This window comes from Bacillus sp. M6-12 (genome assembly GCF_002860285.1).
Lineage (GTDB): Bacteria > Bacillota > Bacilli > Bacillales > DSM-1321 > Peribacillus.
In genome coordinates this window covers 1-18,657 of sequence record NZ_PGVF01000021.1, presented here as the reverse complement: position 1 = coordinate 18,657, position 18,657 = coordinate 1, and the positions used below count along the sequence as shown (strand labels likewise).

Below are 18,657 nucleotides of genomic sequence, written 5' to 3'. Positions count from 1 at the left end.
TAATGAATTATCAATTGTGAAATTAAAATAATGCTATAACCATAAAAATCTATTGGTATCTTAGCCTCAAATAGGTAGTTTGGATGTTAAGTTTTACTATTAACCAGGTTACATTGAACACAGAATTTTTTGTTATATTTCTAGAAGAGCTAAATCCAGATTGACAGATTAAGCATAAAATTGTAGACTATTGAAGTGAAAATTTAATAAAGACCTCACTTTTAATAGTGAGGTAGAGGCGCGATATTTAACAGTCTTTAGTGGAGTTTGAGAAACCATGATGCTAAGGAGAAGGAAATGTCGCCGAAGTTGGTAATATTCTCAGTATTACTTGCTGGGTCTGCAGTTAAGAGCTGCAGGACTGTCTCAATAAACCCCCAGGTTTATTGAGTTGTGCTATCTCATTGGGAAAAGAGAGACTTTAGGGCTGTTATTCAATATACGACCTGAGTTTATCTCAGGTCGTTTTTTGTTGTATTAAAATGCCCTGTAAAATTAGGAGGAGAGAACTAACATGAGAAAAAAGTCATCATTATTTTTAGTATTGCTGCTTTCAGCTATGGTTGTTCTGGCTGGGTGCGGATCAAATAAGTCAGTTTCTGGGTCATCAGAGGATGATACGTTTAAGGTAGGTCTCGAAGCTGGGTATGCGCCATTTAACTGGACTCAAAAGGATGATTCCAATGGTGGTGTGAAAATAGAAGGTACTGCAGAATATGCGGGCGGTTATGATGTAGAAATCGCTAAGAAAATTGCCGATGGTTTAGGTAAAAAATTAGTGATTGTCAAAACCGAGTGGGATGGCCTTGTTCCAGCCTTAACTTCAGGTAAAATTGATGCGATTATTGCAGGGATGTCACCAACAGCAGAACGCAAAAAGACCATTGATTTCTCGGACAATTACTATAAATCGCAATTGATTATGGTGGTTAAAAAAGGTGGAAAGTACGAAGGAGCTACTTCGATCCAAGATTTCAAGGGTGCAAAGGTAACGGGCCAATTAAATACGTTCCACTACTCTGTAATCGATCAAATTAAAGGTGTCTCAAAACAAACTGCAATGGACAACTTCCCGGCAATGAGAGTGGCTCTGGAATCAGGAACCATTGATGGATATGTTTCAGAACGTCCTGAAGGCATTAGTGCTTCAGCTGCAAACGAAAATTTTGCAATGATCGAATTTAAAGATGGATTTAAAGCATCAGAAGAAGATACAAACACCGCTGTTGGACTTAAAAAGGGCAGTGACTTAACGAAAAAAATAAATGAAACTTTAGCGAAGATTTCAGATGAAGAACGAACTGCTTTAATGGATGCCGCTATTAAGAATCAACCAGCAGCAAAATAAAGAATAAATAAAACCGGCTGTATTTGTTGCAGTCGGTTTTATGATGATTTAAGGGGGAGAAAAATGAGTTTAGAATGGATCGTCCAGATCATTTCAGAAAACTGGCCAATGTTCCTTCGAGGAGCGGGTATGACGCTTTTTATTGCTCTAATTGGTACTGTTTTGGGTGCAATAATTGGTTTATTGGCAGGGATTATACGTACAATTCCCGTACCTGAACGTGGAGCAAAAAAGGTTATTCTTAAAGTGATCAATGTCATTCTTTCTATTTATATAGAGTTTTTCCGCGGGACACCGATGATTGTTCAAGCTATGGTAATTTATTATGGATCGGCCTTAGCTTTTGGAATAGATATGAACGTCATGGTTGCAGCTGTCATTGTCGTATCCATTAATACAGGGGCTTACATGGCAGAAATAGTCCGCGGCGGGATTGTTTCAATTGACAAAGGACAATTTGAAGCAGCACAAGCGATAGGGATGAATCATTTTCAAACGATGATCAATGTTGTCCTGCCGCAAGTCATTCGGAATATTTTACCGGCAACGGGCAATCAATTCGTCATCAATATCAAAGATACATCCGTTCTTAATGTTATCTCAGTATCTGAATTATATTTCATGACAAAATCAGTCGCAGGAAACAATTTTAGATACTTCGAGTCATTCTTCGTCGCATGTATAATTTATTTTGTCATGACGTTTATCGTTACAAGAATTCTGCTTTACTTTGAAAGAAGATTAGAGGGTCCAGACAATTACACAATGCTTGGCCAGGAAATACAAGCAGGTGTGCCAGCGGCAAATCAAACTGTTGAAAGTAAATTATAGAAGAAGGAGGGGAGAAAATGGAAAAAGTCATAGATATTCAGCATTTAAATAAATCCTTTGGCACACATGAAGTGTTAAGGGATATTGATTTTTCAGTGAACAAAGGAGAAGTAGTCAGTATCATTGGTTCCTCAGGCTCTGGTAAATCAACTCTTCTTCGCTGTATCAATCTTTTAGAAAAACCAAGCGGCGGTCAAATTATTTATAATGGAGAAAATATTCTGGATGACAAGCATGATATTTTCATCTACCGCAGAAGGCTAGGAATGGTGTTTCAGCAATTTAATTTATTTAACAATCACAATGTACTAAACAATTGTGTAGTAGGACAAATAAAAGTCTTAAAGCGGTCCAAGGATGAAGCTGAAAAAGTAGCGATGAAATATTTGAAAGTTGTTGGTATGGATAAATATATTAACGCCAAACCAAAGCAATTATCAGGCGGCCAAAAACAGCGTGTGGCCATTGCCAGAGCACTTTCGATGGAACCGGATGTGATGTTATTTGATGAGCCAACATCTGCCCTTGATCCGGAAATGGTCGGAGAAGTGCTAAAAGTAATGAAGGAACTTGCTGAAACTGGACTTACGATGTTAATCGTAACGCACGAAATGGAATTCGCTAAGGAAGTATCAGATCGCGTGGTATTTATGGATAAGGGAGTTATTGCGGAGGAAGGAAGCCCGGAGCAAATCTTCAACAATCCAAAACAAGATCGCACAAGAGAATTTTTAAAACGTACTTTAAAGCAATAATATATAAATGGTAACATACCAAAATAAATTTTACCCAGGGGTTTCTAATAGACTGCTTGTAAAGATAATAAAAAGACTAAGGCTGTGCCAAAAAATCGTCTTTCAGCGATTTATGGCTCAGCCTCTTTTGGGGCAAAACGGTCTTGGAATGAATTATCAGTTAAACGATGAAGCATGTTTCACCGCTTGTTTAAGCTGCATGGTATACGCGTGTTTTTGCTCTTCATTCCACTGAAGCCTGGACGACATATATTCAATAACAGGGTGAGCCCACTCAGTTACCAGCTGGATGTTAAATAAAATAGCTCCAGTCCGGCGGTTGAAGAAATCGAGTGGTGTAACAGCCATTTCCTCCTCAATCGCATAAATCAGCTTCGCAAACACCGGCAAAGGTATGTTGTAGGCGGCTGCTGTTTCTTTATGCTCTGTAAGGAGTTCGAACACCTTTGAAATGTTTGAACCGTAATGATAAGCAAGCTTTCTTGCCTCATTTTCTTTTAATCCTGCTTTAACACCTTTCTCAAGCTGAGACTCTACGTATTTACCGAAGTTTGCTGAACCTCCAACCTGGCCTCCTGAGATTGGCATATGTTTGGTTTTACTGGATGGGAAGCTTCGATTTTGTTCAGCCGATAATTTTTCTGCAAGTAAATCAACAATTGTTTCAGCCATTTTCCGGTAGCCAGTCAGCTTTCCGCCAGCAATTGTGAGAAGGCATGACTGAGATTCCCAAATTTCATCCCTCCTCGAAATTTCGGATGGGGCTTTCCCTTCTTCATGGATAAGCGGCCGCAATCCGGCCCAGCTTGATTCAATATCTTTTTCGCTTATTTTTATTTCCGGGAACATATATTCAATCGCACTTAAAATGTAGCTTTTGTCACTTACTGTGATTTCTGGATCGACCTTATCTCCGGTATAAAACGTATCTGTCGTCCCAACGTAGGCTTTTCCCTCCCGTGGAATGGCGAAGACCATGCGGCCGTCTGGCGTGTCAAAATAGACTGCTTGTTTAAGAGGGAATCTTGATTGGTCAATGACAATATGGACTCCCTTTGATAATTTCAGTGTTTTTCCAGACTTTGAGTTGTCAATTTCCCGGATACCATCCACCCATGGACCCGTTGCATTCACAATCTTTTTTGAATGGACCTCGTATTCAGACCCCGTTAAAAGATCTTCAACCAATACGCCGATTACCGTTCCATTTTTAAAAATTAAATTTTTGACTTTGGAATAATTCAAAGCAGTGGCGCCATTCTCAACCGCTGCCTTCATGACTTCAATAGTTAGCCGAGCATCATCGGTACGGTACTCAACATAATAGCCGCCGCCTTTTAAGCCGGATTTTTTGATTAGAGGCTCCTTGGCTAGGGTTTCCTCAACAGTTAGCATTTTTCTGCGTTCAGATTTTTTTACTCCAGCTAAAAAATCATAAACTCTAAGCCCTATAGAAGTGGTAAAGGCACCAAAGGTTCCTCCTTTATGGAAGGGAAGAAGCATCCATTCAGGTGTAGTCACATGTGGCCCGTTTTCATAAACGATTGACCGCTCTTTTCCGACTTCAGCTACCATTTTTATCTCAAACTGTTTTAAATAGCGCAGACCGCCGTGGACTAGTTTAGTTGAACGGCTAGAAGTGCCTGCTGCAAAGTCCTGCATCTCAACAAGAGCTGTATTCATTCCTCTGGCAGAAGCATCCAACGCAATCCCGGCACCTGTAATGCCGCCACCTATAACTAATACATCAAACGTTTCCTTTTTCAGTTTTTCAACAATATCTGTTCGATTAAGATTTGAAAACTTCATAGTAAAAGCCTCCTTCAAAACAAAAGAAAAAAGACCACAAATAACAATACCCCTAAAAGGCTGAATCTAGAACATATACCATGGCATTTATCCAAAATTAGTCTAGTAATGTAGTTGTTTCTTTTAAGATTATTAGGATTTTTTCCATAAAATGGTTGTGTAGTCAGGGGTCATATACTAAAATAATAAATTATGAATAAAAATATATTACCGAGGGATTCTAGATGAAAAAAATAATCTTCTTTCTTATTACTTTCTTGTTGGCTTTTAGTCAGCTTGGCGTGAATACTGGAAAAGCAGTGATGCCGCAAAAGACAATCTGTATTGATGCTGGGCATCAGGCTAAGCAAAATCTTGGTAAGGAGCCAATTTCACCGGGTTCCAAGATACTCAAGACAAAAGTTTCTTCTGGAACCCAGGGCATTGCGACAAAAAAACCTGAATATAAACTAAATCTGGAGGTTTCTCTTAAACTGCGTGATGCTTTACAGAAAAACGGCTATAAAGTGTATATGGTAAGAACAAGCCATAACGTTAATATTAGCAATGTGCAGCGTGCGAACTACTGCAATAAAAGTAAAGCTAATTTATCAATCAGGATCCATGCAGATGGAAGCACAAATAAGAGTGTTCAAGGTCTTACAGTATTATATCCAACTGGAAAATCTACCACAAAGGTAAATAAAACGAGTAAAAAGGCTGCGGAATATGTCCTTTATGACTTAATAAAAACAACTAAAGCAAAAAAAGGTTATGGCACAGGTTTAATGCCGAGATCTGATCTCACGGGCTTTAATTGGTCAACAACTCCAGTCATTCTTGTAGAAATGGGTTTTATGTCAAATGCAGCTGAAGATCGGAAATTATCTGCAGCCAGCTACCAAAACCAGCTGGTTTATGGGATGACAAGCGGAATTGAAAGATATTTTAGATGACTTTTTAACGAGGGTCGAAGCTCCATATATGTAACAAACGATATAACCTTATTTAGAAGCCGTATCTATTCAGATATGGTTTTTCTTATATAAATTTAATTGTTAGTTAATACTTTTAGCCTATATAAATACTGGGATTTCTTCTATAATTACTATGAGGAGGCTGTTAATCTATGAGTCAGATGCAAAATTATTTATTTGAACTCCCTATAATCGGACATTTTATTAAATATATATTTGATATACAACCCGTAATAGGAAATATTCTGGTGGGAATCATTGCTGTATTATTAATAAATGGCATTGTAAAGAGAGAGCTAGATATTAATTTACTAAAAATGTTCGTCCAATATATGCAAGGAAAAGATAAGAATTATCGTTACGATAAGGAAAGAAATCAGTTTTATTCTAAATCGACTGAGCCGAATTTCGTAGAGTGGCAGCATAAGGTACTAAAGAATATTTATACCGAGATCCCTTTTGTAAATATATTTGGCAGGGAATATCCAGTGAGTATTCAACGATCGGCAATTAATTATAAATATCCTTTTAATGAAAGCATGGCGGGGTTTGCAGAATTAAAAACAGTTCAAGTTCCAGAATTAAAAATGGATAAAGGGCAGCAATATTATTTTAAAATTATGAGTTCCACAATAAAACGCCCAAATTTAATTGGCTTTGAATTAGATCATTACCTGCTGACAGACGGTGGAGAAATCCAGGGTTTTAAAGCCAATACATGCCAATATAAGCATACGGTAAGCACTAGCCATATTTTAGAATATGAGTTATATAAAATTTTTGTTAAAAAGGGTAAGAGTTTAGCAGATAGATCATCGGAAGATATTCTTCAAAAACTTCCCTATCGAAATAAGATTCATGAAGGGCAAACTCAATTAGATGTAATTACAAAAGGACGTAATCGCCATTCTTTATTAAGTGTGCAAATGATGATTGTATGTTTTGACCCTAAAATCCAGGATTACCGGACACTTATATTTAAGCGTTCAGAAGATGTAGCAATTAAACCGAATTACTGGCAGATTATACCGGCCGGCGGGTATGAAATATTTGAGAAAGAACAAACAACAAATAAATACATAATCGAACAAAATTTCAGTATTGAGCTAGCTTTGTTTAGGGAATTAATTGAAGAGGTTTTTAATGGAAAAGACTTCGAAGCCAATGAACACGGCGATGTAAATGAGATAATTCATAAACATCCAGATATTGTTGAATTAGAAAACCTTTTAATTAATGGAGATGCCCAATTAGAGTTTTTAGGTAATGTGACAGATATAGTATCTCTTCGGCCAGAACTTTCTTTTGTTTTAGTAATCGATAATCCTGAATTTATAAGGAAAAACTTCAAAATTAATTTTGAAGGTACTGACTTCCAGATGGTTAAAGTGAACGATTTACCTAAAATGCTAGATGGAGAACTATTGTATCCTAGCAGTGCCGGTTTGATTGCCTTAGCAAAAGAAAGCCATTTATTTAGAGAGCGTAATTTATTGCAGGATATAAATGTAAGTAGAGTAGTATGAAGAGAAAGATACAAAGAAGTCCAAAACATTTTTATAAGAAGTACGATAAGTAATAAAACGTTTTCAGGATAATTTTTTAACCAATTTACACATTGACAATTAATAAATCTACTGCAATAATAGTGTTAATTAAATACTGGTACCTTTAATTCAGTCCCGTGAGGCTGACAAGGACAGCGGAAATATGCTGGAAATTTTGGGTTATAGTTATACCCATTTTCCCAATGCACAAAGAGGCTTCCTGTCAGTAATGACAGGAAGCCTCTTTTATTTTCTCTGCAAGGTTAATATCGAATCCTTTTCGGTACCAGTTTTAGATTTATCTAAAACAGGAGGAATTTTCATGGAACAGAAAAAGGTAGATTTAGATTTTTCATTGCAGGCAGTGCCGCAAGCTCATCGCAATGGATTTTGGAGAATGCTTGTAGTTATGCTGGGTTTTACATTCTTCTCAGCTAGCATGTTATCTGGCGGAACGTTAGGCTTGGGTTTATCCATGCCTCAATTTATCTTGGTAGTGCTGGCGGGTAATTTAATTCTTGGTTTTTATACAGGCGCACTTGCTTATATCGCTGCAAAGACCGGTCTTTCCACACATTTATTGACTCGTTACGCTTTTGGCGAAAAAGGTTCTTATTTATCATCTTTCTTGCTTAGTGCCACACAAGTAGGCTGGTTCGGTGTTGGCGTAGCCATGTTTGCGGTTCCGGTTCAAAAGGTTACAGGCATTGATACGTATGTACTGGTTGCTGTTTCAGGATTGATGATGACAGGAACTGCGTTTTTTGGAATGAAGGCTTTGGCCATTTTAAGTTTTGTTGCAATACCGTTAATTATTGCGCTTGGAGGATATTCAGCTCTGGAGGCAGTTGGTACGCTTGGGGGGTTCCAGGCCCTTATGCAGCATCAGCCAGCAGAAACAATTAGTATAGCTGCTGCCTTAACAATCTGTGTCGGATCCTTTATCAGCGGGGGAACATTAACACCAGACTTTACCCGGTTTGCTTCTACAAAAAGAAACGGTGTCATTACAACAGTAATTGCATTTTTTATCGGAAACTCCTTGATGTTTTTCTTTGGGGCAATTGGTGCCATCTCAACAGGACAGTCAGATATTTCTGAAGTTATGTTTTTACAAGGATTAATCATCCCGGCCATTATCGTTTTAGGGTTAAATATCTGGACTACAAACGATAATGCAATTTACGCTTCTGGTTTAGGTATTTCAAATATTACGAAAATCAAAAAGAGTAAGGTAGTTATCTTTAATGGAATCATTGGAACAGTACTGGCGATGTGGTTATACAACAACTTTGTAGGATTCCTTACTTTGCTGGGAGCTGCACTTCCGCCAATCGGGGCGATAATTATGGCGGATTTCTTCATTCTAAACCGTGGAAAATATAAGGATTTTGAAAATATGAAATTTAAATCAATAAACTGGAGTGCCTTGATAGCTTGGGCAGCCGGAGCAGCTTCAGCCAAGTTGTTACCTGGCATCCCGCCGTTAAATGGCCTGATCGGTGCTGCACTAATATATGTTGTACTTTCCCTTGCAGTTAAAAAAGCTGCCGAATCTAAATCAGCGATTAAAGTAGAAAAGGTGACTGAAGCATGATTATTAAAAATGCCAAGCTTAGAAATAAGGATGGACTTTGGCAAATCCTTATCGAAGCAGGAAAAATAGAAAAAATTGCACAAACGGTAGAAAATAGCAACGGTCAACAAGTTATTGATGTTCAAGGAAGTTTAGTTCTTCCGCCATTTGTTGAACCGCATATTCATTTAGATTCAACGTTAACTGCTGGTGAACCAAACTGGAATGAAAGCGGAACATTATTCGAAGGAATTCAAAGGTGGGCGGAGAGAAAAGAATTCCTGACGATCGAGGATGTTAAGACAAGAGCTAAAACGGCGTTAAAATGGCAAATTGCCCAGGGAATCCAGCATGTTCGGACACACGTTGATGTAACGGACCCAACATTAACTGCTTTAAAAGCAATGTTAGAAGTAAAAGAAGAGATGTCACGTTTTGTGAATTTACAAATTGTTGGATTCCCTCAGGACGGTATTCTCTCCTATCCTAATGGGCCAGAATTGTTAGAAGAATCACTCAGAATGGGAGTGGACGTTGTCGGCGGAATCCCACATTATGAATTTACAAGAGAATATGGAGTGGATTCACTAAAAACAGTGTTTCAACTTGCAGAAAAATACGACAGATTGGTTGATATTCACTGTGATGAAATCGATGATGAGCAATCCCGTTTTGTTGAGGTGGTTGCAGCCGAAGCTTATCGTCTTGGTATGGGAGAACGTGTAACGGCAAGCCATACAACTGCAATGGCTTCTTATAACGATGCCTATACGTCCAAATTATTTAGACTGTTAAAATTGTCTAAAATTAATTTTGTAGCAAACCCGTTAGTAAATATCCATCTTCAAGGGCGTTTTGATACTTATCCAAAACGAAGAGGAATTACAAGGGTAAAGGAGCTGCAAGAGGCAGGACTAAACGTTTGCTTTGGCCATGATGATATTTTTGATCCGTGGTATCCGCTTGGAACAGGCAATATGCTGCAAGTACTGCATATGGGCATTCATATCACTCAATTAATGGGCTACGAGCAGATTATAAATTCAATCGACCTGATTACCAAAAATAGTGCAAAAACGCTGCACATTGAAGATATCTACGGAATTGAAGAAGGGAAACCTGCAAATCTAATTGTATTAGAAGCTGAGAATGAATACGAGGCTATTCGGAAACAAGCTTCTGTCCTTTACTCAATTCGAAATGGAGAAGTTATTGCGGAAACTAAGCCAAGAGCAACGACAATTACTCTTGGGGAAACATCGGAGAAAGTTACGTTTAATAAATAATATTAATAAAACCTGAAAGCTTCAGTTTTTTATACTTATGGTTAAGGCTTAAATCAACCCCAAACTGGGGTGGTTTAAGCCTCTTTAGATTTATTTATATAAAAAAATCTTCAGGTTATCTTTCTTATCAAGGGTAGCAAGCAGAACGTCTTTTACTTCAGTTTGATATATACGTTCTAATCTGGAGACGACCCATCCTTCGTCCTTATCAGTTTGTTTTAACTCCTCGGAATTTAATTTCCCTTCCTTAATAATCGTCCTCGGAAAGTCAAAGGGCTCTGTTTCTATTTGGAGAGAAGCAGGAGTAAGAGGTTCATATTTTGGATCCAAAAAGAAAGATATTCTTCCGTCTGCTTCCCAAATCGCTAGAGCTACTGTTTTCACATCTTTTACTTTTTCTTCCCGTAATTCTTCCAATAAAATATCAAGCGTGATTCTTGCTTTTTTTAAACCTTTATAAAGGATTTCTCCATTTTGAACAATAGTGATTGGTACATGATTAATTTGCCTTCTAAACCATGGCCATTTAAGGGTCATAAAAATCCCGGCCAAATATAAGCATACTAATACACTGGTAGTAATGACAGAACCCTTTAGCCCAAGATGTTCGTCAGATAACGGATGGGCAATAATGTTTCCTATCACCAAAGCCATAACGAAATCAATAAGTCGCAATTGGGAGATGGCACGCTGACCTAATACTTTTGCAACTATCACTAAAAAGAAAAAAGAAACAACACCGCGAAGAACCCACTCAATGGCAGTGAGTGATTCCTGGCTATGAAAAAAATCCATGTAAGACACATCCTTTAACCCAATAATCTGCTACTTAGTGTTACACGCATGTTATTTTATTAAACACAACTAACCAAAAAGACCGACTTTTGCCATATTGAATGGCTACTTTTGTACTTAATTAAGATTGTAATGAAGGGCTATAACTCCTTTAAGCTAGACTATTTCAGGATTGCCTAGATAAATCTGCATTCATTTATATTTCCCGTTACTTAAGTAACGCCTTTTATTAAATCAATACCGTTAAACGGAAAGAATATGAGTCCTCCGTTTGGTTTTCTTTTTAAAATTAGCAACATAAAAATAGGATTAATAAAGGTTTTGAAAACGCAATGATTATTAATATTCCAATATAATAATTAGAAAGTACTGGAATACTGAATAAAACCTGGTGTTACTGGTCATAGACTCCTCGTTTAGGTGAGAGCACAGAAGGTATATACAAACTAGGCCCGCAAAAATAAAGTTGTCCAAGTAACCTCCCGTAAAATCAAAAATTTGAGAGGAGACAAAGACATGAGTGTCCAAAAAAGTACAGATAGTTCAAGCCTGGCAGAAGTAATTGACAGAATTCTAGACAAGGGAATTGTGATTGATGCATTCGTTAGGGTTTCGCTTGTAGGTATAGAAATACTAACAGTCGAAGCTCGGGTGGTCATTGCCAGTGTTGATACATGGCTGCGATACGCAGAGGCTGTTGGATTATTAAGTGATGAGGGTGTTAAAAAAGAGCAAACTCAAACTCCACAATTAAGTTATTAGAATAGAAACTAGAAACTATGAAGAAATTATTAATGAGGTGAGGATATAAAAATGCAATCTCAAGAAGTAAATGAAAATAAGGCAGGAAACGAAAATAACGAAGGAACTAAGAATTATGAAGAGAAACAGCAAACTGAAAACAGTAAGCAAACTCAAGAGGGTAAGCAGACTGAAAACGGTAAGCCAACAGTAGATAACAAACAGACTGATAACAATAACCAAACTGACGAGAAAGGAGCTAATTATTCTATTAACCTGGCGATACTTGGCGGTGTGGTGGGAGCAGGTATTGGATTGTTTGCTAATCGGAGAACCAGCAAGAAAGTCATAAAAAGCTTAAGTGAATCAGAGTTTGTAAAAGTTACAGGCCAGGAATTTAGAAAAACGGCTCAGGAAATTCTGGCAGGTCAAGCACAAAATAGCGTGAAGCAGTTAGCTTCGGGTTATTTAACCAAAATCGAGAAAAGTTTGCTTTCTCCAAAAAATAGCGGATCCAACAATTCGGGTGGGGAAAGCCAACCGTACGAGGAAATCAAGCAAGAGAATAAAAATTTAAATGAGCGCCTTCAAAAAATAGAAAAAATGCTGGGTGACTTGGTGGAGTCCAAGTAATGCCTAGTCCTTTCTTAAAAATAGGCTATGTTAAAGCTAATTGTTGATTTTGCCACTATGTCATTGGAGCGGAAGGCGTGAGACTCCTCAAAAATGCTTCGCATTTCCTTCGTGCGGTGTTTTTTCAAGGAAGCCAATTCAATGTCCTGCGGGAATAACGGGTCAAGTGAGACCCCGCAGGCGCAAAGCGCCGAGGAGGCTCCCGAACCGCCACTAGAGCGGAAATCAACAGCCAAGATTAAAAATCCTAAAGATAAGAAAGGATGCTAGTGCTGGCGGCAACAGGACGGAGGTTGTAACGGACTTAGATTACAACCCTACCAGACGCAGACCTTAGTTGACGTTTATTAATCAGGGTGCTTTCGCTTTTCTTACTATGAACCCAAAGGGGGATTAGATGGATAAACACATACAAAAAGCCGTTGGAAAAGTGGCGAAAGGGGCAATTGAGCATGCTCCGGAGCCAATAAAGGAAAAAGTAAAAGAAGTAGTGGCCGACAAAGCTAAAGAGAAAATAGTGGAGCATGTTCAGGATAAAGCGAATGAATTTAGAGACAATCTCGAGCATGCCAGAGATGATTTCGCAGATAATCTCCATGATAAGGCAGAAGAAGCGAAAGAAAAAACTCAGAGTGTTTTACTCTCTGCCAGAGAAAAGCTGGGCAAAGTTGTTGAAGCCGGTGAAGAACTACAAAAAAAGGTCTCTTCAAGAAATAAAAATGACGATGACCACAAAGTGAAGGGCATAAAAAATATTAAAGGCATCAGCAATATCAAAACGTCCAAGGATATTAAGGGTGCTACGAAAATCAAAAGCTATGAAAATATCAAATCCTCAAAATGACATTAAGATAGATTCTTAAATGTCAGTATGAAAGGAGAATGCAGGAATGGCAGCAGTTCAAAAAAGTACAGATAGTTCCAGCTTGGCAGAGGTTATTGACCGAATTTTAGATAAAGGGATTGTTATCGATGCATTTGTTAGAGTTTCGGTAGTCGGAATTGAAATTTTAACAGTTGAAGCAAGGGTGGTTATTGCCAGTGTGGATACTTGGCTTCGTTACGCAGAGGCTGTTGGATTGCTCCGGGATGAAGTTGAGGAAAACGGGCTTCCGGAACAGTCAAATGAGAGAAGCAATGCCCGTTTTAGTATTTAGAAGTAAAAGAGGCAAGCCAGGGTAAACAAACCCCTGGCCTGCCATGACTTAGCAGGAGGCCGAAATGGAAATTAAAAAGATTATGGGAAATGTGACTGAATTCTTCAATGAATTCGTTGCCCCTGTCCATAAAATAACCTCTGTCGAAGAAAGTGATAACAATGGCTGGAAGCTGACTGTAGAGGTTATTGAGGAAAAGGAATATATGAAGAAATATGCAAAAGATGAAATGCTCGGCGTTTATGATGTTTATCTAAATCAGGATAAGGAAGTAACTTCCTATAAAAGGCGGGATATCCGATACAGAAGTTCGATTAAGTATGAAGGGTAGACGTGGGGATCAGGAGGTAGAATAGTGACAGTCTTAAAGAAACAAATCAACAAGAACTCTAGAGAAATTGTACAGGATGAAAAAACAGAAGACTTACTTTCCCGCGCATTAAAATATTTGAAGGCTGGCTACCCTATCCATCTGACAGGCCCCTCTGGAACAGGAAAAACCTCTCTGGCTCTCGCTCTGGCAAAAAGAAGAAAGCGGCCCGTCATGCTCATTCATGGTAATCATGAATTAAACAACAAAGATTTAATTGGTGATTTTACCGGATATACGAGTAAAAAAATTGTCGATAACTATATTCGTTCTGTTTATAAAAGGGATGAAAGTGTGACAGAGACATGGAAGGATGGGCGTTTGCTAGAGGCAGTAAAGAATGGCTACACTCTCGTTTATGATGAGTTTACCCGTTCACGGCCAACCACTAATAATATCTTTTTATCCATCTTAGAAGAAGGAATCCTCCCATTATACGGCACAAAATTAACCGAACCTTTTGTCCGTGTTCATCCTGACTTTGCAGTAATATTCACAAGCAATCCTGATGAATACGCAGGAGTCTATCAAACCCAGGACGCATTGCTTGATAGGCTCATTACTATTTTTATCGATCATAAAGATCGAGAGCGTGAGGCTGCTATTGTTTCAGAAAAAGTGAATATTGATAGGAAGCAGGCAGCAGCCATTACCTCCCTTGTAGCTGAACTGCGAAAGGAATGTAAGGAGGATAGCGGGCCAAGTCTGCGGGCATCTTTAATGATCGCAAAGCTGGCTGCAGAAGATGACATTCCAATAGATGGCTCAAATCCATCCTTTTTGCGTCTATGTATAGATATATTAGGCCATCAGGTAAGCCGGTGCATAGAATCTGATGAACCTGTTAAAACAGCAGAAAAATTGATTATAAAAGCATGCGGTAATATGAAGGTTAATTGAGGAAAAAAGGAGAGTTTTATTATGAGCAATGAAGAAACGGCAGGTATTTATATTTTTTGCGGAATCCAGACAGAAACGGATGAAAACTTTGGGGAAATAGAAATCGAAGGAGAAAAAAAAGAACTGTTTACGATCCGGTATAAAGATGCCGCTATTGTTGCTGCCGAGGCACCAATGAAAATTTATCATCCGAATAAAGATAATTTACTGATGCACCAAAATGCTGTTTCCCTTGTAATGAAAAAGAACCAGACAGTCATTCCGGTTAGTTTCGGTAATATTTTCCACTCAAAGGAAGATGTAGGTGTGCTGCTGGAAAACTTATATCCGCAATTTGAAAAACTTTTCCCTGCAATAAAAGGAAAGGTTGAGCTTGGGTTAAAGGTAATAGGAAAAAAAGAGTGGCTCGAATCGCAAGTAAAAGAGAATTCGAAATTTGAGAAGATGGCTAAAGCAGTTCAGGGCAAGTCAGAGGCAGCCAGCTATTATGAAAGAATTCAATTAGGCGGAGTTGCCCAAAAACTCGTTGGCTCTTTGAAGCAAGAAGTAGAGCAGGATGTATTTAACCCGCTAAAAGAGTTAACGGAAGCTTCAAAGACTAATGAGCCTATAGGGGAAAAAATGCTATTAAATGCCGCTTTTCTGGTAGATCGGGACAAAGAGGCAGAGTTTGATCAAAAAGTAAATGAGATTTATGAGAAATGGAAGGATAAGGTGGAGTTCAGCTACAGCGGACCTTGGGCTGCCTATAACTTTGTGAACATCAGATTAAAAGTTGAGGGTGCCTGATGCTGCATAAACTAGTATCCGCCCCTATCAGCCTAGTAATCAAAATTGGTGAAAAGATAAAAGAAGAGGCAGATAAAGAGCTGTACGACCTTCCTACCATTCAGCAAAAGCTGATCCAGCTGCAAATGATGTATGAGCTAGAGGATATTTCTGAAGAGGCATATAAGACCAAGGAAGAAGAGCTGATCATGAGATACGAAATTGCAAAGCGCATGGAAATGGAGCAATGGGAACAGATGACAAAGAAGAAGTGAGGGCAGTTAAAGCATGGACAATTTAATTTATTTATATGGCTTAGTTCCAACGAAAGAAGCGACTGAAAAATCTTTTCCAGATGCAAAAGGCTTCGATGGTAAAGGAGATTTATACAAGATTCCTATCGGAAATATAACAGCTATTGTTTGCAGTCTGGACACAGTAAATTACTCGGAGGAAAGTATTAAAGACCGGATTAATAATGATATGGAATGGCTTCAGGAAAAGGCATTTCACCACCATGAAACGGTAATGAAGCTATCAAAAATTTTCACAATTATACCATTGAAGTTTTGTACTTTATATACAGGACAAGAAAGTTTGGAGACAGCTGTTCAATCTAATGAATCAAAAATGGCAGAGACTTTTGCTTTAATAACCGGGAATGAAGAATGGAATTTAAAGATTTACTGTGATGACCAATTATTAAAAAAACAAGTGAGCGAGAACAATCCAGCAATAGAAGCAAAGAGAGAAGAAATTAGCCAGCTGCCAAAGGGTAAACAATTTTTCGAAAAGAAGAAGCTGGATAAAATAATAGATTCTGAACTTGAAGAAGAAAAAAACAGAATCAGTGAAAAAATTCATCTGCATTTGAAAAAGTTTACTCTTAAAGGAAACGTAAAAAGAACGTGGAGCAATGACGTCACCGGAAGAAAGGATCATATGACTTGGAATAGTGTATATCTTATTTCCGAATCTGAAGTAGAGAAATTTTTGGAACATATCCAGCAATATGAAAAGGATATGAGGGAAACAGGCTGGCAGTTTGAGGCTTCAGGTCCGTGGCCAGCCTACCATTTTTCTAGCTTTTCATAAGTGAGGGCGAGAATATGTCACTAAGAGAAACGATAGAAAATAAGGATATCGCATTAATTGATATTTTGGATGTCATCCTTGATAAGGGTGTTGCTATAAAAGCAGATTTAGTCATTTCCATTGCGGGCGTTGATTTAGTTTATTTAGATTTAAGATTACTAATTGCTTCTGTGGAATCTCTTGTTCAGGCTCAGCAGGGCAATCGTAAAGCTGTATCTTCACAACAATTTGACAGACAGAGGGAGGAGCTAATTGATGCAACCGGCCAGCCAAACAAATGGAAAAATTAATTTAGACCCTGACAATGCAGAGCACGGATTAGCACAGTTAGTTTTAACTGTCATTGAGCTGCTGAGGCAAATTGTTGAACGGCATGCGATTAGGCGTGTAGAAGGCGGAACTCTGACAGACGAGCAGATTGAAAATTTAGGCGAGGCACTAGCGAATCTTGAAGAAAAAATGGAAGAATTGAAAGAAATTTTTGGCCTGGATGCTGAAGACTTGAATATCGACCTTGGTCCTTTAGGAAGTTTACTTTAATACAAATCAGCAAGGAGGACTTCAAATGGAACATTCCATGCAATCCAGTACGATTGTAGACGTACTTGAGAAGATACTGGATAAAGGGGTAGTTATCGCCGGCGATATCACGGTAGGTATTGCTGATGTTGAACTTTTAACTATCAAAATACGCCTGATTGTGGCGTCTATTGATAAGGCAAAGGAAATTGGTATGGATTGGTGGGAAACAGATCCCTATTTAACTTCTAAAGCAAATGATAGTTCTACAAAAGCTCTTGAAGAAGAAAATAAGAGACTTCATGAAAGACTCGAATCTCTTGAAAAGAGCATGTCCACAAATCGATTAAATTCAACCGAATTCAACTATTAATAGGAGGTAACAATGGAAAACACAGCAAATACTCAAACTAAGGATACGAAAACTAATAATGGTTCAAATAGCGGTTCAATTAGGCGTTCAGTAGCAGGAGGCCTGATTGGGGCGGCAGTTGGCTATTTGGCAACTCCTGAGAATGGGAAGAAACTTATCGGGAATATCAGTCCGGATAAATTAAAAAGCACAGGATCTGGCTTGGGCCAGTCAGTTAAAGAAAAGTCAGCAAAAGCAGTCGAGTCTATTAAAAACTCAACTGGTAAGTTATTTAATAAAAAAGAAGATGTTGCAATAGAGGGTTATTCGAACGATCAGGAAAAATCGTCCGGAAATGAAACGAGCTTATCAACAGGCACTAAAAGTAAAAATGAACAGAAATCAAAGGATGAAAATGGCAGTGTTAATGAGCGATTAGATAGACTGGAAGAAATGCTCACTAGGCTAATTCAAGAAAAAAATGGCGAGGGTAAAAAAAAAGATCAAGAAAACGAAGGATCCAAACAGTCGACAACTTTAAATGAACTTAAGAATGAGGATGATAGTCCACAAAAACTAGAAGAAGCCGGTCAATCTGAATCAAAAGGCCAAGATGATGAGAAAAAATCACAATCATATCTGCAGGGACCTTTAAATGAGAAAAGAGGCGGTAGTGAAAGATCGCAATCTCAAAAAGATGGACAAGAGGAGGAAACACAAGCAAAAACAGACGACCAAGAGAACTATGAAAAAGGAAATTCAGAAACAGCAGGCATGGGAGATAACCAAGAATCACAGGGAAATCAAGAGAATAATGAAGCGGCGCAAACTCATACAGCTGAGGATAGTGAAAAACCTCAATCTGAAGGGCAAGAAAACAATGAGGAGAAACAGTCAGAAGGCAATAGTAGTCATAATGAACTATCAGCCAAAAAAGATTACGAGTCATTAAAAAAAGAAAATGAAAAACTCCAGGACCGCTTAGGCAATATCGAAGAGCTTTTATCAAAAGTGCTTCAAGAAAAAGTTACGAGCCAAGCATCTGAATCTAGTCAAAAGGATGATGAATCAAACGAGCATACTAGCTCAGAGGATGAAAATCTATTAGACAATCAGAAGGAAGAGGATTCTCAAGAATCTCAACATAAAAGCAACAACTTAAAAGAAGACCAAGAAAGCAATGAAGGAGCAGATGCTGAGGAAGAGAACGAAGAGAATA

General features: G+C 38.2%; 23 protein-coding genes and 1 riboswitch. Of the genes, 20 read left to right on the top strand and 3 right to left on the bottom strand.

The window, feature by feature from the left end; all coding sequences use genetic code 11:
• Positions 1-225 precede the first annotated feature (225 nt).
• Positions 226-407, top strand: a riboswitch (Lysine riboswitch).
• Positions 408-514: 107 nt separating this feature from the next.
• From CVD28_RS20805 to CVD28_RS20795, 3 genes are all read left to right on the top strand, one after another.
• A complete protein-coding gene (locus CVD28_RS20805; protein ID WP_101596110.1) occupies positions 515-1,348 on the top strand; it encodes a transporter substrate-binding domain-containing protein in 834 nt (277 codons plus the stop codon).
• Positions 1,349-1,411: 63 nt separating this feature from the next.
• A complete protein-coding gene (locus CVD28_RS20800; RefSeq protein ID WP_101596107.1) occupies positions 1,412-2,179 on the top strand; it encodes an amino acid ABC transporter permease in 768 nt (255 codons plus the stop codon).
• A 17-nt stretch (positions 2,180-2,196) separates the two neighbouring features.
• Positions 2,197-2,934: an amino acid ABC transporter ATP-binding protein gene (locus tag CVD28_RS20795; protein ID WP_101596104.1), complete on the top strand. Its 738-nt coding sequence runs from the start codon at positions 2,197-2,199 to the stop codon at positions 2,932-2,934.
• A 156-nt stretch (positions 2,935-3,090) separates the two neighbouring features.
• Here the strand turns inward: CVD28_RS20795 and CVD28_RS20790 are convergent, their stop codons facing one another.
• On the bottom strand, positions 3,091-4,743 hold the full coding sequence (locus tag CVD28_RS20790; RefSeq protein WP_101596102.1) for a glycerol-3-phosphate dehydrogenase/oxidase: 1,653 nt from the start codon (positions 4,741-4,743) through the stop codon (positions 3,091-3,093).
• Between the two features lie 224 nt (positions 4,744-4,967).
• Here CVD28_RS20790 and CVD28_RS20785 point away from each other — a divergent pair, with 224 nt between their 5' ends.
• The 4 genes from CVD28_RS20785 (at position 4,968) to CVD28_RS20770 (ending at position 10,108) form a co-directional block, all read left to right on the top strand.
• The gene (locus CVD28_RS20785) at positions 4,968-5,678 is read left to right on the top strand and encodes an N-acetylmuramoyl-L-alanine amidase family protein (protein WP_101596100.1); all 711 of its coding nucleotides are present in this window, start codon (positions 4,968-4,970) and stop codon (positions 5,676-5,678) included.
• 173 nt (positions 5,679-5,851) lie between these two features.
• On the top strand, positions 5,852-7,225 hold the full coding sequence (locus CVD28_RS20780) for a hypothetical protein (protein ID WP_101596097.1): 1,374 nt from the start codon (positions 5,852-5,854) through the stop codon (positions 7,223-7,225).
• Between the two features lie 343 nt (positions 7,226-7,568).
• Entirely contained in the window at positions 7,569-8,843 is a 1,275-nt protein-coding gene (gene codB, locus CVD28_RS20775; RefSeq protein ID WP_101596095.1) for a cytosine permease, read from the top strand.
• Entirely contained in the window at positions 8,840-10,108 is a 1,269-nt protein-coding gene (locus CVD28_RS20770; protein WP_101596093.1) for a cytosine deaminase, read from the top strand. The genes codB and CVD28_RS20770 overlap by 4 nt, the downstream gene beginning before the upstream one ends.
• A 90-nt stretch (positions 10,109-10,198) precedes the next feature.
• Here CVD28_RS20770 and CVD28_RS20765 read toward each other — a convergent pair whose 3' ends face one another.
• Positions 10,199-10,903, bottom strand: a complete 705-nt coding sequence (locus tag CVD28_RS20765; RefSeq protein WP_101596090.1) for a DUF421 domain-containing protein — start codon at positions 10,901-10,903, stop codon at positions 10,199-10,201.
• A 516-nt stretch (positions 10,904-11,419) separates the two neighbouring features.
• Here CVD28_RS20765 and gvpJ (CVD28_RS20760) point away from each other — a divergent pair.
• On the top strand, positions 11,420-11,665 hold the full coding sequence (gene gvpJ, locus CVD28_RS20760; RefSeq protein WP_101596087.1) for a gas vesicle protein GvpJ: 246 nt from the start codon (positions 11,420-11,422) through the stop codon (positions 11,663-11,665).
• Between the two features lie 51 nt (positions 11,666-11,716).
• Entirely contained in the window at positions 11,717-12,277 is a 561-nt protein-coding gene (locus CVD28_RS20755) for a gas vesicle protein GvpP (RefSeq protein WP_257985941.1), read from the top strand.
• Between the two features lie 14 nt (positions 12,278-12,291).
• Here CVD28_RS20755 and CVD28_RS28275 read toward each other — a convergent pair whose 3' ends face one another.
• On the bottom strand, positions 12,292-12,513 hold the full coding sequence (locus CVD28_RS28275) for a hypothetical protein (protein WP_180954256.1): 222 nt from the start codon (positions 12,511-12,513) through the stop codon (positions 12,292-12,294).
• Positions 12,514-12,674: 161 nt separating this feature from the next.
• Between CVD28_RS28275 and gvpQ the strand changes: the two genes are divergently transcribed.
• The 11 genes from gvpQ to gvpT form a co-directional block, all read left to right on the top strand.
• A complete protein-coding gene (gene gvpQ, locus CVD28_RS20750; protein WP_101596084.1) occupies positions 12,675-13,121 on the top strand; it encodes a gas vesicle protein GvpQ in 447 nt (148 codons plus the stop codon).
• Positions 13,122-13,167: 46 nt separating this feature from the next.
• Positions 13,168-13,434, top strand: coding sequence for a gas vesicle protein GvpJ (gene gvpJ / locus CVD28_RS20745; RefSeq protein ID WP_101596082.1), 267 nt, complete (start codon positions 13,168-13,170; stop codon positions 13,432-13,434).
• Between the two features lie 64 nt (positions 13,435-13,498).
• Positions 13,499-13,765 (top strand): gas vesicle protein GvpO, encoded by a 267-nt coding sequence (gvpO, locus tag CVD28_RS20740; RefSeq protein ID WP_101596079.1) that lies wholly within the window; start codon positions 13,499-13,501, stop codon positions 13,763-13,765.
• 24 nt (positions 13,766-13,789) lie between these two features.
• Positions 13,790-14,704 carry a gas vesicle protein GvpN gene (gene gvpN / locus CVD28_RS20735; protein WP_101596077.1) on the top strand — a complete coding sequence of 305 codons (915 nt, stop codon included), beginning with the start codon at positions 13,790-13,792 and terminating at the stop codon, positions 14,702-14,704.
• A gap of 21 nt (positions 14,705-14,725) precedes the next feature.
• Positions 14,726-15,493, top strand: coding sequence for a GvpL/GvpF family gas vesicle protein (locus CVD28_RS20730; RefSeq protein WP_101596075.1), 768 nt, complete (start codon positions 14,726-14,728; stop codon positions 15,491-15,493).
• On the top strand, positions 15,493-15,747 hold the full coding sequence (locus CVD28_RS20725; RefSeq protein ID WP_101596072.1) for a gas vesicle protein GvpG: 255 nt from the start codon (positions 15,493-15,495) through the stop codon (positions 15,745-15,747). The genes CVD28_RS20730 and CVD28_RS20725 overlap by 1 nt, the downstream gene beginning before the upstream one ends.
• 13 nt (positions 15,748-15,760) lie before the next feature.
• Positions 15,761-16,567, top strand: coding sequence for a GvpL/GvpF family gas vesicle protein (locus tag CVD28_RS20720; RefSeq protein ID WP_101596069.1), 807 nt, complete (start codon positions 15,761-15,763; stop codon positions 16,565-16,567).
• 14 nt (positions 16,568-16,581) lie between these two features.
• Positions 16,582-16,857 (top strand): gas vesicle protein, encoded by a 276-nt coding sequence (locus CVD28_RS20715; RefSeq protein WP_101596067.1) that lies wholly within the window; start codon positions 16,582-16,584, stop codon positions 16,855-16,857.
• Positions 16,823-17,107, top strand: a complete 285-nt coding sequence (locus CVD28_RS20710) for a gas vesicle protein K (RefSeq protein WP_101596065.1) — start codon at positions 16,823-16,825, stop codon at positions 17,105-17,107. The genes CVD28_RS20715 and CVD28_RS20710 overlap by 35 nt, the downstream gene beginning before the upstream one ends.
• Before the next feature lie 25 nt (positions 17,108-17,132).
• Positions 17,133-17,459: a gas vesicle protein gene (gene gvpJ / locus CVD28_RS20705; protein WP_101596062.1), complete on the top strand. Its 327-nt coding sequence runs from the start codon at positions 17,133-17,135 to the stop codon at positions 17,457-17,459.
• Positions 17,460-17,471: 12 nt separating this feature from the next.
• Positions 17,472-18,657, top strand: a 1,186-nt coding sequence (gvpT, locus tag CVD28_RS20700; RefSeq protein ID WP_101596059.1) for a YtxH domain-containing protein, incomplete at its 3' end; no start/stop codon positions are given.

Coding starts and splice junctions, on each gene's coding strand:
- CVD28_RS20805 (WP_101596110.1), top strand. CDS start 515: ATGAGAAAAAAGTCATCATTATTTTTAGTATTGCTGCTTTCAGCTATG.
- CVD28_RS20800 (WP_101596107.1), top strand. CDS start 1,412: ATGAGTTTAGAATGGATCGTCCAGATCATTTCAGAAAACTGGCCAATG.
- CVD28_RS20795 (WP_101596104.1), top strand. CDS start 2,197: ATGGAAAAAGTCATAGATATTCAGCATTTAAATAAATCCTTTGGCACA.
- CVD28_RS20790 (WP_101596102.1), bottom strand. CDS start 4,743: ATGAAGTTTTCAAATCTTAATCGAACAGATATTGTTGAAAAACTGAAA.
- CVD28_RS20785 (WP_101596100.1), top strand. CDS start 4,968: ATGAAAAAAATAATCTTCTTTCTTATTACTTTCTTGTTGGCTTTTAGT.
- CVD28_RS20780 (WP_101596097.1), top strand. CDS start 5,852: ATGAGTCAGATGCAAAATTATTTATTTGAACTCCCTATAATCGGACAT.
- codB (WP_101596095.1), top strand. CDS start 7,569: ATGGAACAGAAAAAGGTAGATTTAGATTTTTCATTGCAGGCAGTGCCG.
- CVD28_RS20770 (WP_101596093.1), top strand. CDS start 8,840: ATGATTATTAAAAATGCCAAGCTTAGAAATAAGGATGGACTTTGGCAA.
- CVD28_RS20765 (WP_101596090.1), bottom strand. CDS start 10,903: ATGGATTTTTTTCATAGCCAGGAATCACTCACTGCCATTGAGTGGGTT.
- gvpJ (WP_101596087.1), top strand. CDS start 11,420: ATGAGTGTCCAAAAAAGTACAGATAGTTCAAGCCTGGCAGAAGTAATT.
- CVD28_RS20755 (WP_257985941.1), top strand. CDS start 11,717: ATGCAATCTCAAGAAGTAAATGAAAATAAGGCAGGAAACGAAAATAAC.
- gvpQ (WP_101596084.1), top strand. CDS start 12,675: ATGGATAAACACATACAAAAAGCCGTTGGAAAAGTGGCGAAAGGGGCA.
- gvpJ (WP_101596082.1), top strand. CDS start 13,168: ATGGCAGCAGTTCAAAAAAGTACAGATAGTTCCAGCTTGGCAGAGGTT.
- gvpO (WP_101596079.1), top strand. CDS start 13,499: ATGGAAATTAAAAAGATTATGGGAAATGTGACTGAATTCTTCAATGAA.
- CVD28_RS20730 (WP_101596075.1), top strand. CDS start 14,726: ATGAGCAATGAAGAAACGGCAGGTATTTATATTTTTTGCGGAATCCAG.
- CVD28_RS20725 (WP_101596072.1), top strand. CDS start 15,493: ATGCTGCATAAACTAGTATCCGCCCCTATCAGCCTAGTAATCAAAATT.
- CVD28_RS20720 (WP_101596069.1), top strand. CDS start 15,761: ATGGACAATTTAATTTATTTATATGGCTTAGTTCCAACGAAAGAAGCG.
- CVD28_RS20715 (WP_101596067.1), top strand. CDS start 16,582: ATGTCACTAAGAGAAACGATAGAAAATAAGGATATCGCATTAATTGAT.
- CVD28_RS20710 (WP_101596065.1), top strand. CDS start 16,823: ATGCAACCGGCCAGCCAAACAAATGGAAAAATTAATTTAGACCCTGAC.
- gvpJ (WP_101596062.1), top strand. CDS start 17,133: ATGGAACATTCCATGCAATCCAGTACGATTGTAGACGTACTTGAGAAG.